We start from the raw sequence: 13,515 nt of genomic DNA, 5'->3' as shown, positions 1-13,515 counted from the left end.
CAGCAACCTCGCCCGGCTGCCCATCGACTATGCGAACACCCCCGCAGCGCTTACTCTGTGCGGCGTGGACGCCCTTGCCCTGCCGACCGATGAAGCACTGATGCTGGCCTGGGCCGGTGGCGACCTGCGTGCGTTCGAGGCGCTGTACGGCCGGCACCGCAGCCGCCTGTACAGCTTCCTGCTGCGCCAACTGCGCGATGGTGCGCTGGCAGATGAGATGTTCCAGGATGTCTGGCAACGCGTGATTGCCGCCCGTGCCGGCTGGCAGCCCGAAGCCGCTTTCACGACCTGGTTGTTCCGGATCGCCCACAACCGCCTCAACGACCATTGGCGCGCCGCACGGCACCGGCCGTCGGCCCCGATCGACGCCGATGAACGTGTCGCGGCGATCACCGATGCGCGGACGCCGGAAACCCAGCTGTCCGAGTTCGAGCAACGCCGTCAGCTGCAGTTGGCGATGGAACAGCTGCCGCCGGAGCAGCGCGAGGTCCTGCAGTTGCGCCTGGAACAGGAACTGAGCCTGGAAGAGATCGCCGAGATTACCGGCGTCGGCCGTGAGACGGTCAAATCGCGACTGCGCTATGCCATGGACAAACTACGTGCGGGGTTGAGCGGATGAACCGCCCGGATTCGCTGACCCCGGAAGAACGCGAACTGGCCCGGCTGCTGGGTCGGCCGAGCGCGACCGGTCCCGCACCTGCGATCGACGAGGCCGTGCTCGCAGCCGCGCGAACGGCCGTGGAAGCACCGGCCGCCGACGCGGCGACCTGGAAGCTGCCGTCGGCTGCGCCGGTGCGGGCAACGCGCCCGCGTTCGCGTCTGCCGGCGGTGTTCGGCCTCGCCGCCTCGGTGATCTTCGCGGTCGGCATCGCCTGGCAGCTCAAGCCCGAGGATCCGCCAGCACCACCGCTGGCCGAACCGGTTGCCGCACCCGTGCCGGGCGCCGCCGCATCGAGCACCGCAAGGACGGAGGCTGCGCCGGCACTGGACGCCGCACCGCCACCGGCCCCGGTCGCTGCACCGCCCGTGGTCCAGCAAGAGCGCATTGCGAAAGACCCAGCGGCCGCCACCGCGCCAACCTCGGCGCCTGCGCCCGAGCGTGCGCAAGCGGTCGCCCCGCCCCGCCCGGAAGTGATCGCCGTCCCTGCGCCGCCTGCCCCCGCGCCCGCACCGGCGCCGATGATGTCCGCCCCGGCACCCGAAGCGGCCTCGGCCCATGCCATGGACGCGAGCGAGCCCGCGCTGGACAGCGTGGTGGTGACCGGCTCCTCGATCGACCGCGCAGCACCGCGTGGGTCGCTAAAAAGCGCCGCGCCGGCCAAGCCTGCACCCGGTGCACCCGGCGTGATGCGCCGCGCCGCCGCGCCGATGGCGGCCCCCGCCTCGGCAGACGACGCCGTACGCGCGTTGCATCAGGCGGTCGCTGCCGATGCCAGCCTGCCGCGCAAGCAATGGCTCAAGCGCATCCGCGAGCGACGCGATGCCGGCGATGTGGATACCGCACGTGCCAGCCTGGAGCGTTATCTGCAGCAGTACCCGGAAGTGCGCATCCCGCGCGATCTCCGCCAGCTGCTCGAGAACTGACGCGGCGCGTACGGTGATCAGGCATCCCCACTAGAATGGTGGGAATGCCCGATACGCTCGCCACCCCCGTCAGCCACAGCCTGGAGATCAAGCACAGCCGCTTCATCGCCCATGCCGCGCCGATCCAAAATGCGGCGGCCGCGCTGGAGTTCCTGCAGCAGGTCGCCGTCGCCGATGCCACCCACAACTGCTGGGCCTACCGCTACGGCAACGACTACCGCTCCAGCGACGATGGCGAGCCGTCCGGCACCGCCGGGCGCCCGATCCTGGCCGCCATCGATGGCCAGGGCTTCGACCGGGTGATGGTGGTGGTGACACGCTGGTACGGGGGCATCAAGCTGGGTGCCGGTGGCCTGGTCCGCGCGTATGGCGGGACCGCCGCCGAGTGCCTGCGGGTGGCCCCGCGGGTGCCCCTGATCGCCATGGCCGAGCTGGACGTGCAGGCCGGCTTCGAGGATCTGGGCCCGCTGCATGCCGCCCTGGGCGCCCATCTGGCCGAGAAAGTGGACGAAGCGTTCACCGCCGACGGCGTGAACCTGCACCTGCGCTTGCCGGCCGATCAGGTCGAACCGTTGAAAAACCGCCTCCGCGACGCCACTCGTGATCGTGTCCGTATTGAATCCCGCATCGAACCAGGCCCATCGAATGACTGACGCACCCGTTCCGAACGACACGCCGATGCGCCGATTGGGCAGCTTGAACACCTTGTGGCCGTTCGTGCGCCGGCACGTCGGACTGTTCAGTGCCTGGCTGGTGGCCTTGGCAGTGTCCTCGGTGGCCACCCTGAGCCTGCCGGTCGCGGTGCGCCAGATGATCGACCACGGCTTCACCAGCGGCGGCCAGATCAACAAGGCGTTCGCGCTGCTGTTCCTGGTCGCGGTGGTGCTGGCGCTGGCCACCGCCGCGCGCTTCTTCTTCGTCTCGCTGCTGGGCGAAAAGGTGGTCGCCGATCTGCGCAGCCGTCTGTATGCCCATCTGATCACGCTCGGCGCCGGCTTCCACGACCGCAGCCGCAGCGGCGAGCTGGTCTCGCGCCTGACTGCCGACAGCGAACTGCTGCGCAGCGTGATCGGCTCGACCATGTCGGTGGCCCTGCGCAGCAGCGTGACCGTGGTCGGCAGCCTGGTGATGCTGTTCGTCACCAGCCCGCATCTGGCGGCATGGTCGCTGGTCGGCATTCCGCTGGCGGTGTTGCCGATCATCATCGGCGCCCGCCGCCTGCGCAACATCGCGCGCGCCAGTCAGGACCGCATCGCCGATGCCAACAGCCTGGCCTCGGAAACGCTGGGCGCGGTACGTACCGTGCAGGCCCATGCGCGCGAGCCGTATGAACGCGGCCGCTTCAATGCGGCGCTGGGCGATGCGATCGGTGCCGCGCGCCGTCGCATCCGCGCCCAGTCGATCGTCACGGCGAGCGCGATCGTGCTGGTGTTCGGCGCCATCGTCGGCGTGCTGTGGCTCGGTGCGCACGAGGTGATCGACGGCAACATGAGCGCCGGTACGCTGGGCCAGTTCGTGCTGTATGCGCTGATCGGTGGCGGCTCGGTCGGTGCGTTGGCCGAGGTCTGGAACGAACTCCAGCGTGCGTCGGGCGGCATGGGCCGCATTGCCGAGCTGCTGCAGGAAGACGTGGAGATCACCGCCCCGGCCCATCCCACCCCGTTGCCGCAGCCACTGCGCGGCGAAATCCGTTTCGAGGATGTGGTGTTCCACTACCCGCAGCGCCCGGATACCGCCGCGCTGGACCATGTGGACCTGCACGTGCGTCCGGGTGAAACGGTCGCGCTGGTCGGCCCGTCCGGCGCCGGCAAGAGCACCATCCTGTCGATGCTGCTGCGCTTCCACGATCCGGCGGCCGGTCGCATCCTGGTCGATGGCGTGGATCTGCGCGAGGTCGATCCGGCGCAGCTGCGCGAACAGCTGGCACTGGTGCCGCAGCAGCCGACCCTGTTCGCCAGCAGTGCGTTCGAGAACATCCGCTACGGCCGCCTTGAAGCGACCGACGAAGAAGTGCAGCGCGCGGCCGAAGCCGCCGAGGCCGATGAATTCCTGCAGGCCCTGCCCGAAGGCTATGCCAGCGAGCTGGGCGAGCGCGGCGCGCGCCTGTCCGGCGGCCAGCAGCAGCGCATCGCGATCGCGCGCGCCCTGCTCAAGAACGCACCGATCCTGCTGCTCGATGAAGCCACCAGTGCACTGGACGCACAAAGCGAGCGCGCGGTGCAGCAGGCGCTGGAGCGGTTGATGGCCGGCCGCACCACCTTGGTGATCGCGCACCGCCTGGCCACCGTGCTGAAGGCTGACCGCATCGTGGTGATGGACCACGGCCGCATCGTCGCCCAGGGCACGCATGCCGAGCTGCTGGCCGAGGGCGGTCTCTACGCGGAACTGGCGCGCCTGCAATTCATCGATTGATGACGGCCCGGTAACACCGGCCATCGCATCCTGCAGCCCTCACTGGACGCGCTGCAGGAGGTGTTTCATGTCGTTCCGACAGTTCCCCGCCACCGACGCCAATGGCGACGATTACGTCATCATCGAGTTCAAGGATGAGCAGGCCGATGCCGCTGCAGGCACCGGCGAGAGTGCGCGCTATGAGCTGGCCGATGGCCGCCGTCTGATCCGCGACGGCCGCGAGTTCCGCACGGCGGGCGGCGAGCTGACCCTCGTCACCTGAGGCGTTGAAAAAAAGTGACGCGGATGTTGGTCAATTTTTGACCAAGCATCTTGACAGCCTTTTACTGCAAGGCGCGTACGCACTTATCCACACGTTTGTGCGCAGATCATCCACACCCCCTGTGGATGAATGCTGCAGCGCACCGTGTCAGCGCACCAGCACGCGGCCGATACCGGAGGCATCGATCTCGATGGCCGCGGCCTGCAGCGCGAGGGCATCGCTGCCTGCCACGAAGCCCACCCGGAAGTGCACCTCACCGGCCGGCGTACGCGAGGAATGGATCGAGGCCAGGCTGACCCGGTGCCGTTCGAACACATGCAGCAACTCGCGCAACGAGCCGGGCCGGTCTTCGGGCAGGTGCACACTGATCGCGTTGCGTTCGGTGAGATCGGCCAGCAGGTAGCCGACCCGCTCGAAGGTGTAATTGCCGTCGGCCAGCACCTCCGCGCCCAGGCTGTCGCGGTTGTCCAGCAGCAACTGCTGGCGGAACGCCGCGCGCGCCGCGTCATCGCCCTGCTCCAGCTGCGATCGCAGCTGCTGCAACTGGGCCAGCAACCGGTCCAGCATCGGCGCCACGTGCGGGTTGCCGAACTGGATGTCTTCGTAGATCGCCGGATTGAGCGAGAGGATGCGCGCGATGATCGCGGTATCCAGCTCGAACGAGGCCGAGCGATACGGCATCAACGCCGGCAAGGCACCGAGGATCGGCGCGTATTCGCGCAGCACACCGGCCTGGGCCAGATGCGTGGCATGCACCATCGCCTGCACCAGTGCCATGACCTGGTCGTGATGCTCCGGCGTGGCGCGTACGCACTCCGCTTCCAGTGCCTCGCACAGCTGCTGCACGAACGGCTGCCACCGCGACAGGCGCGCCTCGCAGACCACCATCACCCTGCCCTTCAGCGTCGGCGCCTTGGGCGGGGCCGTCATCGGATGCAGGCCCACCACCTCCGCCTGCGAGGCAAGCATCGCCTCCACCGGGGCCGATTTCACCGAGGTGACATCCAGCCACAGGCGACCGGCTTCACGACCGGCCGAGCGGGCCACGTAGTCGGCGATCAGCGCGGGCGTGTGCCGGATCGGTGCCGAGAAGATCAACACCTCGGCGCGATCAAGCAGCGTTTCCGGATTGTCCGACGATGCGTCGGCCGGGTCATGGCCGATCACCTCCAGACCCAGACGCTGCTCCAGGAAGCCGCGCAGCCAGCGCCCGTAGGCACCGTCGCTGCCGACGATGCCCACCACCGGCGTCAGACTCACGCCAGACGCTCGGCGACGAAGCGATCCGGCAGTGCCAGCGCCGCCGGCGCCGCGGCCAGCACATCGAACTCTTCGTGGCCGTTGGCCAGCGTGGTCTCCAGTGCGACGTGCACGCCGGCGATGGCACGCGAGATCGCCTGTTCGAAGGTTTCCCCCCGCAGCAGGAAGGCGACCAGCAGCGACATCAGCACGTCACCCGTGCCCGCCACATCCACTGGCAGGTGCGGTGAGGACCAGCGCCAGATCGCGTCGCGGCTCACTGCAAGCGTGACCAGTTGGCCCGGATCGCCGCCGACGCTGTGCGCCAGCACCCACTTCGGCCCACGCGCCAGCAGCGCCTGCGATGCGGCGATCGCATCGTCCTGGGCCAGGCTTGGCATGCCGGTCAGGCGGCCGAGTTCAAACGCATTCGGCGTCACCAGCCAGGCATGCGGCAGCAGCCGTTCGGCGAAGACCTTTTCCAGGCCCGGCTCGACATAAGGGCCGGTGTGGGTGTCGCCAATGACCGGGTCCAGGCAGTAGCGCAGCTGCGGCGAGGACGGCAGCACCGCATCGAGCCAGTCGGCGAAGGCTGCACCGTTGCCGACGCTGCCGAAGTAGCCGGACACCAGCATCCGCGCCCGCTGTGGCAGGCCGCGCTCACCGGCGCCGAGCAGCAGGTCGGCAAACCAGTCCGAAGGCAGCACGCGGCCGCGCGTGGTCTCATAGAACGGCGCGTTGCTGAGCAGCGTGGTGGGGATTTCGGCCACGCGCACGCCGAGCGCACGCAGCGGCGGCACGGCCGCGCTGTTGCCGGCATAGCCGTAGACCAGCTGGGACTGCACCGAGATGACGTCGACCGGCGACGGACCGTCCGGGCGCTGGCGGCGGCCGTGGACCAGGTGGCTTTCGAGGGATTCGTTCATGCCGACATTTTACGCCTGCGAGTCGCTCCAGGCGCGGCGGAAGGTGGGTCGAGCGGTGGACCGTGTCGAGAGCACCGGCGGCCCAGAGAGGCCCGTTTTTCCGCGCGCGGACCACACACGTACGGCCGCGCACAAAAAAGGCCCCCTGTCGCCAGGGGGCCTTCGGTAGTTCACGGCAACACGTGACGCTTACGACGTCATGCGATCCCAGAAGCCCTTCACCCCATCGATGAACGTCGCCGACTTCGGCGAATGCTTGCGCGCTTCCTCACCGGTGAAGGTGGTTTCGAACTGTTCCAGCAGCTTGCGCTGCTCCGGGGTGAGGTTGACCGGGGTCTCCACCACCACGCGGCAGTACAGGTCGCCTTCGCTGCGGCTGCGCACCGAACGCACGCCCTTGCCACGCATGCGGAACAGTTTGCCGGTCTGGGTCTCGGCCGGGATGCGGATTTCGGCGTAGCCGCCCAGCGTGGCCACACGGACGGTATCGCCCAGGGCCGCCTGCGAGATGCGGATCGGCACTTCGCAGTGCAGGTCGTCGCCATCGCGCTGGAAGATCGCGTGCTCACGCACCCGCACTTCCACGTACAGATCGCCTGCCGGGGTGCCGGCCGGACCGGCCTCGCCTTCACCGGACAGACGGATGCGGTCGCCGGTGTCGACGCCCGCAGGCACCTTGACCGACAACACCTTGTCTTCCTCGACACGGCCATTGCCGTGACAGGTCTTGCAGGGGTTCTGGATGATCTGGCCACGGCCGTTGCAGTGGTGGCAGGCCTGCTGCATCGCGAAGATGCCGCGCTGGATGCGCACCTGGCCCTGGCCACGGCAGACCGAGCAGGTCTCGACCTTGCCATCTTCCGAGCCGCTGGCGTTGCAGTCATCACACTCGACCAGACTCGGAATCTCGATGCGGCGTTCCACGCCCATCACCGCTTCTTCCAGGTCCAGCTCCATCACGTAACCGATGTCGGCACCGCGACGGGCCTGGCGCGGACCACCACCGCCGGCGCCACCGCCGAAGATGTTGCCGAAGATGTCCCCGAAGATATCGCCCATGTCCGGGCCACCCGGACCACCGCCACCGCCGCCCATGCCGTGCTCGAACGCGGCGTGGCCGTGGGCATCGTACATCCGGCGCTTGTTGCCATCGGACAGGGTTTCGTAGGCTTCCTTGCATTCCTTGAAGGCGGCCTCGGCCTCGTTGTCACCCGGATTGCGGTCCGGATGGAACTTCATCGCGCAACGGCGATAGGCCTTCTTCAGTTCTTCATCGCTGGCGGTGCGGGACACGCTCAGCACTTCGTAGTAATCGCGCTTGCTCATAACTTGAATCGGGTTCCGGAAGTCGGGATTCGTCAAAACGGAAGAGCGGCACCAGGTCCGCTCTTTCGCCGGGCGCCCCGACAGGCCGGGATACGGCTGTCAGGACCAGAAGGGGGATATGACAACGGGACGTTGCCTGCGCAACGTCCCGTGTCATGGCCGGATCAGGACTTCTTGTCGTCCTTGACTTCGGTGAACTCGGCGTCGACCACATCGTCGTGCGCGCCGCTGTTGCCACCGGCATCCGGGCCCGGTGCCGCGCCGCCCTGCTCGGCTGCCGCGGAGGCCGCGAACAGGGCCTGGCCGGCTTCTTCCAGCACCTTCGACTTGGCTTCGATCTGGGCCTTGTCGTCGCTCTTCATCGCGGTTTCCAGATCGGCCAGGGCCGACTCCACCTTGCCGATCACATCGCCACCGACCTTGCTGCCGTGCTCGGTGATCGCGGTACGGGTACCGTGGATCAGCGCGTCAGCCTGGTTGCGGGCCTGGACCAGCTCATGGAACTTCTTGTCTTCTTCGCGGTTGGCTTCCGCGTCGGCGACCATGCGTGCGATCTCGTCCTCGGACAGACCCGAACCGGCCTTGATCTCGACCTTCTGTTCCTTGTTGGTCTTCTTGTCCTTGGCCGACACGTGCAGGATGCCGTTGGCGTCGATGTCGAAGGACACTTCCACCTGCGGCAGGCCGCGCGGCGACGGCTCGATGCCGGAGAGGTCGAACTTGGCCAGCGACTTGTTGAAGCGGGCCTGCTCGCGCTCACCCTGCAGCACGTGCACGGTCACGGCCGACTGGTTGTCCTCGGCGGTGGAGAACACCTGCGAGGCCTTGGTCGGGATGGTGGTGTTCTTCTCGATGATCTTGGTGAACACGCCACCCAGGGTCTCGATGCCCAGCGACAGCGGGGTCACGTCCAGCAGCAGCACGTCCTTGACGTCGCCACCCAGCACGCCGCCCTGGATCGCAGCACCCAGTGCCACGGCTTCGTCCGGGTTGACGTCCTTGCGCGGTTCCTTGCCGAAGAACTCGGTCACCGCCTGCTGCACCTTCGGCATGCGGGTCTGACCGCCGACCAGGATCACTTCACCGATGTCGCTCGACCGCAGGCCGGCATCGTTCAGCGCGATGCGGCACGGCTCGATCGACTTCTTGATCAGGTCTTCCACCAGCGCTTCCAGCTTGGCGCGGGTCAGCTTGATGTTCAGGTGCTTCGGGCCCGACGCGTCAGCGGTGACGTACGGCAGGTTCACTTCGGTCTGCTGGCTGGTGGACAGCTCGATCTTGGCACGCTCGGCGGCATCCTTCAGGCGCTGCAGGGCAAGCGGATCCTTGCGCAGGTCGATGCCCTGGTCCTTGTTGAACTCGTCGACGAGGTATTCGATGACGCGGTTGTCGAAATCTTCGCCGCCCAGGAAGGTGTCACCGTTGGTGGCCAGCACTTCGAACTGCTTCTCACCGTCGACGTTGGCGATCTCGATGATCGACACGTCGAAGGTGCCGCCGCCCAGATCGTACACAACGATCTTGCGGTCACGGCCGTCACCCTTGTCCAGGCCATAGGCCAGGGCAGCAGCGGTCGGCTCGTTGATGATGCGCTTGACTTCCAGACCGGCGATGCGGCCGGCGTCCTTGGTGGCCTGGCGCTGGCTGTCGTTGAAGTAGGCCGGCACGGTGATCACGGCCTCGGTGACGGTCTCACCCAGGAACGCTTCGGCGGTCTTCTTCATCTTCTCCAGCACGCGGGCGGAGATTTCCTGCGGGGCCATCTTCTTGCCGTCGCTGGTCTGCACCCAGGCATCGCCATTGTCATGGGCCAGGATGCCGTAGGGCACGTGCGCGATGTCCTTCTGGACTTCAGCGTCGGTGAACTTGCGGCCGATCAGGCGCTTGACGGCGTAGAAGGTGTTCTTGGGGTTGGTTACGGCCTGGCGCTTGGCCGAGGCGCCGACCAGGACTTCGCCGTCCTTGGTGTAGGCAACGATGGAGGGCGTGGTGCGATCGCCTTCCGCGTTTTCGATGACGCGGGCCTTGCCGCCGTCCATGATCGCCACACACGAGTTGGTGGTGCCGAGGTCGATACCAATGATCTTGCCCATGAGGGAGACTCCTGAAAGTTCTGGGTACATCCGGCAGCTGCCGGGTTATGAATGGGATGTGTGGGACGCTGCGGACACTTTCAAGCCGTCCATCAAACACAGTGTCCGATGGCGACCCAACGCGTTCAGCGTCCGGCCGAGCCGCCGGGCCTGGCCCGGCGGACCGACCTGTGGATCAGTCGCGGGCGACCACGACCAGCGCCGGCCGCAGCAGGCGGTCGTTGAGCAGGTAGCCCTTCTGGAACACCTGGACCACGCTGCCGGGCGCCGCGCCGGGCGCGTCGACCTGGCTGATGGCCTGGTGGTGGTCCGGGTTGAAGGTCTGGCCGGTCGGGTCGAGCAGGGTCAGGCCATTGTCGGCGGCGACCTTGAGCAGCTGCTTGTAGGTCAGTTCGAGACCTTCGCGCAGCGGGCTCGGCTCGCTGCCGGCGGCATTGAGGCCGGCGTCGAGGCTGTCGAACACCGGCAGCAGTTCGCCGAGCAGCTTCTCATTGGCGAAGCGGCGCGCCTGTTCCACGTCGCGGGCAACGCGTTTGCGCTGGTTGTCCAGGTCGGCGCGTTCGCGCAGCGACTCCGAACGCAGCAGGGCCAGCTCGTTGTGCAGGCTGTCCAGCTGCTGCTGCAGGGACGGCTCAGCGGCCGGCTCGCCGGCGGGATTCTGGGATGCGATATCGGGCTGATCTTGGTTCATTTCCGGATCCTTGGCGGTGACTCTCCGCCTCCACCCACCCCTATGTGGGCGCGGCTACGGGATTCAAGAGTCCAGGGCCGCTTTATGCGCGATCGCGGGACAATCCGCCGCCAGCAGGCGAGCCCAGCGCGGCCCCCAGCACCTGGGCGGTGGCTTCCACGAGCGGGATCATGCGGTCGTAGGCCATCCGCTTCGGGCCGATCACCCCCAGCACCCCCAGCACCTGGCCGTCGGCCGAGTACGGGGCGGTGACCAGCGAGACGCTTTCCAGCGGCATCACCCCGGTCTCCTCGCCTATGAAGATGCGCACCCCCGGGGCCTGGATGGTGCGCTCGAGCAGCTGCAGGATCTCGCGCTTGCTGGCGAACACATCGAACAGCTCGCGCAGGCGCTCCAGATCGGACAGGTCCTGCACGCCCATCAGGCGGGTCTGCCCGGCCAGCACCATGTCATCGGCCGGCGGCACCATCGCCTGCTCGGCCAGCTCGATGCTGTGCGCCAGCAACTGCTCCATTTCCGACTGCGCATCGCGCAGCTCCAGCAGCAGCCGGGCCCGGATCTCAGCCAGCGGCCGACCGGCGCAGTTGGCATTGAGGTAGTTGGCGACCTGCTCCAGCTCGCCGGGATTGAAGCCGCGGCGCGGCTCGATCACCCGGTTCTGCACCTCGTTGTCGGCAAACACCAGGATCGCCAGCACCCGGCGCGCGTCCAGCGCCACGAAATCGATATGCCGGAACGCGAACTGCTCCCGGCGCGGGGCGCTGACCACCCCGACGAAATGGCTCATCGCCGAGAGCAGCTCCGAGGCACTGCCGAGCAGGGCCTGGGTGCCGGTGCCGGTGGCCAGCTCGGTGCGCAGGCGGCTGAGCTCGCCCTCGCCCGGCGGCTGCATCTTGACCAGGCTGTCCACGAACACCCGGTAGCCGTGCGCGGTCGGCACCCGGCCGGCCGAGGTATGCGGCGAGCTGAGCAGGCCCAGGTCTTCGAGGTCGCCCAGGATGTTGCGGATCGTGGCCGGGCTGACATCCAGGCCAGCATGCCGGGCAAGGGTCTGCGAGCCGACCGGTTCGCCATCCTGGATGTGGCGCGCGATCAGCGTCCGCAGCAGATGGCGGGCACGCGGGGCGAGATGGGACGCGGAAGGATGCATGGAATCAGCCTGTGAGACGCCCACTTAGATAATGGCTGCACGGGGCGTTGGCAAGTCATTGGAGACGCCCCCCGCCCATGCTAGCGTGCGCGGCTTGGAGACGCCCCTCGTGTACAACGTAGACCATGCTTAGACATCTATCGATCAAGGATTTCGCGGTCGTCCGCGCCACCGAGCTGGAATTCGGCGCCGGCATGACCGTGGTCTCAGGTGAAACCGGCGCGGGCAAGTCGCTGATGGTGGACGCGCTGGGCTTTTTGTCCGGGCTGCGCGCCGACAGCGGCGTGGTCCGCCACGGCGCTGCGCGCGCCGAGCTCTCGGCCGAATTCGCGCCGCTGGCCGACGCCCCTGCCCGCCAGTGGCTGCGTGACAACGAGCTGGACGACGAAGAACAGTGTCAGTTGCGACGGGTGATCCGCGCCGACGGTGGCTCGCGCGCCTTCATCAACGGCCGCCCGGTGACGCTGACCCAGCTGACCGAGCTGGCCAGCATGCTGGTCGAGATCCACGGCCAGCACGAACAGCAGGCCCTGCTCTCGCGCCCCTCGCAGCTCTCGCTGCTGGATGCCTTCGCCCGCAACGATGCCGAGCGCGCCCAGGTCCGGCAGACCGCGGCACGCTGGCAGACGCTGGTCGATGAAGCCGAGGCGCTGTCGCGCCAGGGCGACGTGAGCGACCGGATCGGCTATCTGGAACACCAGCTCAGCGAGCTCAAGCGCGAAGACCTGGACCCGGCCTCGATCGCCACCCTGGGCAGCAGCCACCGCCGCCAGGCCCATGCCAGCGCGCTGATCGGCGCCTGCGACGTGGCGGTGAGCCGCCTCAACGGCGATGACGAGGTCTCGGTCCTGCAGCTGCTGCAGCAGACCCGGCATGATCTGGCCCGCGTGGCCGAACACGACAGCCGGCTCGGCGAGGTCGATGCCCTGCTCGACAGCGCCGCCATCCAGCTGGACGAAGCGTTGTCCCTGCTCGACCGCGTCCATGACGACCTGGATGCCGACCCGGAGCAGTTCGAGGATATCGAGCGCCGTCTCGGCCGCCTGCACGACCTCGCGCGCAAGCACCGCGTGCCGATGGAAGCGCTGGGCGAGCACCGCGACGCCATGGAGGCCGAAGTCGAGCAGCTGCGCGGTGCCGACGAGCGCCTGCAGGCCCTGGCCGGCGAGATAGACCGTGCCGCCGGCCAGTGGAAGACCGTGGCCGAGGTGCTCAGCGCCAGCCGCCGGAAGGCCGCCAAGGCCCTGTCGGACACCACCACCACCCTGATCGGCGAGCTGGGCATGGGCGGCGGTCAGTTCCTGATCGATATCGAGCCGCAGACCGTGGTCAAGCCGGACCCGAACGGGGCCGAACGGGTCGAGTTCCTGGTCGCCGCCAACGCCGGCCAGCCGCCGCGCGCCCTGCGCAAGGTCGCCTCGGGCGGTGAACTGTCCCGTATCTCGCTGGCGATCGAAGTCGCCGCGCTGGGCCTGGATGCGGTGCCGACCATGGTCTTCGACGAGGTCGATTCGGGCATCGGTGGCGCCGTGGCCGACATCGTCGGGCAGAAGCTGCGCGCCTTGGGCGAGAAGCGTCAGGTGCTGTGCGTCACCCATCTGCCGCAGGTCGCCTCCAAGGGCCACGCCCACTACCGGGTCAGCAAGGCGCCGGTGGACGGCATGACCCAGAGCGCGGTCGAAAAGCTCGATACCAAGGCCCGCGAGGAAGAGCTGGCCCGGATGCTGGGCGGCGTGGAAGTCAGCAAGGAAGCCCGGGCCGCGGCGCGCAAGCTGCTCCAGGCCTGAGGCCCCCGTGATCGGTAGTGCCGGCCGCTGGCCGGCGCCCCGCCG

12 protein-coding genes are annotated in these 13,515 nt (G+C 68.0%); 6 read left to right on the top strand and 6 right to left on the bottom strand.

Translation table 11 applies throughout. The annotated features are described in order from the left end of the window. Positions 1-64: 64 nt before the first annotated feature. The 5 genes from ACWV8V_RS03990 (at position 65) to ACWV8V_RS03970 (ending at position 4,258) form a co-directional block, all read left to right on the top strand. Positions 65-619 carry an RNA polymerase sigma factor gene (locus tag ACWV8V_RS03990; RefSeq protein ID WP_259260448.1) on the top strand — a complete coding sequence of 185 codons (555 nt, stop codon included), beginning with the start codon at positions 65-67 and terminating at the stop codon, positions 617-619. Then, entirely contained in the window at positions 616-1,584 is a 969-nt protein-coding gene (locus tag ACWV8V_RS03985) for a hypothetical protein (protein WP_455898986.1), read from the top strand. Before ACWV8V_RS03990 ends, ACWV8V_RS03985 begins: the two co-directional genes overlap by 4 nt. A gap of 44 nt (positions 1,585-1,628) precedes the next feature. Continuing rightward, positions 1,629-2,237: an IMPACT family protein gene (locus ACWV8V_RS03980; RefSeq protein ID WP_259260397.1), complete on the top strand. Its 609-nt coding sequence runs from the start codon at positions 1,629-1,631 to the stop codon at positions 2,235-2,237. Further along, complete coding sequence (locus ACWV8V_RS03975; protein ID WP_259260396.1) at positions 2,230-3,996, top strand: ABC transporter transmembrane domain-containing protein; 1,767 nt, start codon at positions 2,230-2,232, stop codon at positions 3,994-3,996. Before ACWV8V_RS03980 ends, ACWV8V_RS03975 begins: the two co-directional genes overlap by 8 nt. Positions 3,997-4,063: 67 nt before the next feature. Then, positions 4,064-4,258, top strand: a complete 195-nt coding sequence (locus tag ACWV8V_RS03970; protein WP_259260395.1) for a hypothetical protein — start codon at positions 4,064-4,066, stop codon at positions 4,256-4,258. Positions 4,259-4,405: 147 nt separating this feature from the next. Here ACWV8V_RS03970 and ACWV8V_RS03965 read toward each other — a convergent pair whose 3' ends face one another. From ACWV8V_RS03965 to hrcA, 6 genes are all read right to left on the bottom strand, one after another. Beyond that, positions 4,406-5,518, bottom strand: a complete 1,113-nt coding sequence (locus ACWV8V_RS03965) for a prephenate dehydrogenase (protein ID WP_455898985.1) — start codon at positions 5,516-5,518, stop codon at positions 4,406-4,408. After that, entirely contained in the window at positions 5,515-6,423 is a 909-nt protein-coding gene (pdxY, locus tag ACWV8V_RS03960; protein ID WP_455898984.1) for a pyridoxal kinase, read from the bottom strand. Before pdxY ends, ACWV8V_RS03965 begins: the two co-directional genes overlap by 4 nt. Positions 6,424-6,612: 189 nt before the next feature. Then, complete coding sequence (dnaJ, locus tag ACWV8V_RS03955; protein WP_121042065.1) at positions 6,613-7,749, bottom strand: molecular chaperone DnaJ; 1,137 nt, start codon at positions 7,747-7,749, stop codon at positions 6,613-6,615. Between the two features lie 164 nt (positions 7,750-7,913). Further along, positions 7,914-9,842: a molecular chaperone DnaK gene (gene dnaK, locus ACWV8V_RS03950; protein ID WP_123729010.1), complete on the bottom strand. Its 1,929-nt coding sequence runs from the start codon at positions 9,840-9,842 to the stop codon at positions 7,914-7,916. A 175-nt stretch (positions 9,843-10,017) separates the two neighbouring features. Next, positions 10,018-10,533 (bottom strand): nucleotide exchange factor GrpE, encoded by a 516-nt coding sequence (grpE, locus tag ACWV8V_RS03945; protein WP_259260392.1) that lies wholly within the window; start codon positions 10,531-10,533, stop codon positions 10,018-10,020. Between the two features lie 82 nt (positions 10,534-10,615). After that, on the bottom strand, positions 10,616-11,683 hold the full coding sequence (gene hrcA / locus ACWV8V_RS03940) for a heat-inducible transcriptional repressor HrcA (RefSeq protein WP_088433152.1): 1,068 nt from the start codon (positions 11,681-11,683) through the stop codon (positions 10,616-10,618). A 125-nt stretch (positions 11,684-11,808) separates the two neighbouring features. On the opposite strand from hrcA, the gene recN reads away from it, so the two are divergent. Further along, positions 11,809-13,470, top strand: coding sequence for a DNA repair protein RecN (gene recN, locus ACWV8V_RS03935; protein ID WP_455898983.1), 1,662 nt, complete (start codon positions 11,809-11,811; stop codon positions 13,468-13,470). The last annotated feature ends 45 nt before the right edge of the window (positions 13,471-13,515 follow it).

The organism is Stenotrophomonas sp. Ker107b (assembly GCF_053847245.1).
The sequence above is the reverse complement of the archived record's forward strand: the minus strand, read 5'-3'. Positions and strand labels throughout refer to the sequence as shown.